At 53.9% G+C, this 308-nt stretch carries 1 protein-coding gene; it reads right to left on the bottom strand.

All coding sequences use genetic code 11. The features are described from left to right. Window positions 1-296, bottom strand: a 296-nt coding sequence (locus FC814_RS22630; RefSeq protein WP_137326492.1) for a DUF1380 family protein, incomplete at its 3' end; no start/stop codon positions are given. Between the last annotated feature and the right edge of the window lie 12 nt (window positions 297-308).

The following is a 308-nucleotide window of genomic DNA, read 5'->3' as shown; positions in this document are numbered from 1 at the left end:
CCTGCCAGCGCCATCACTTTTTCCAGCATCACCGCCGGGACTGTCACATGACGGCTGGCGCGCTTTTCTTCCATCAGTTCACGAACAACGTCGTGAACAATGCTGACATCCGCACCATATTCAAAGGCATCGTCCAGCCGCTGCATGACGGTTTCCAGCTCATCGTCTGTCAGACTCCAGTCCTGGGCTATGTGACGCACATCCCCACGTGTCAGCACCACGGCAAAAACGCATTCACTGTCCGGCACGTCTGTATCCAGTACATCGCGGATGATTTCTTTAACAGTACAGTACATGTTCTCGTCTCC

Source organism: Escherichia sp. MR (assembly GCF_005280595.1).
In the GTDB taxonomy this organism is placed as follows: Bacteria; Pseudomonadota; Gammaproteobacteria; order Enterobacterales; family Enterobacteriaceae; genus Escherichia; species Escherichia ruysiae.
The sequence above is the reverse complement of the archived record's forward strand: the minus strand, read 5'-3'. Positions and strand labels throughout refer to the sequence as shown.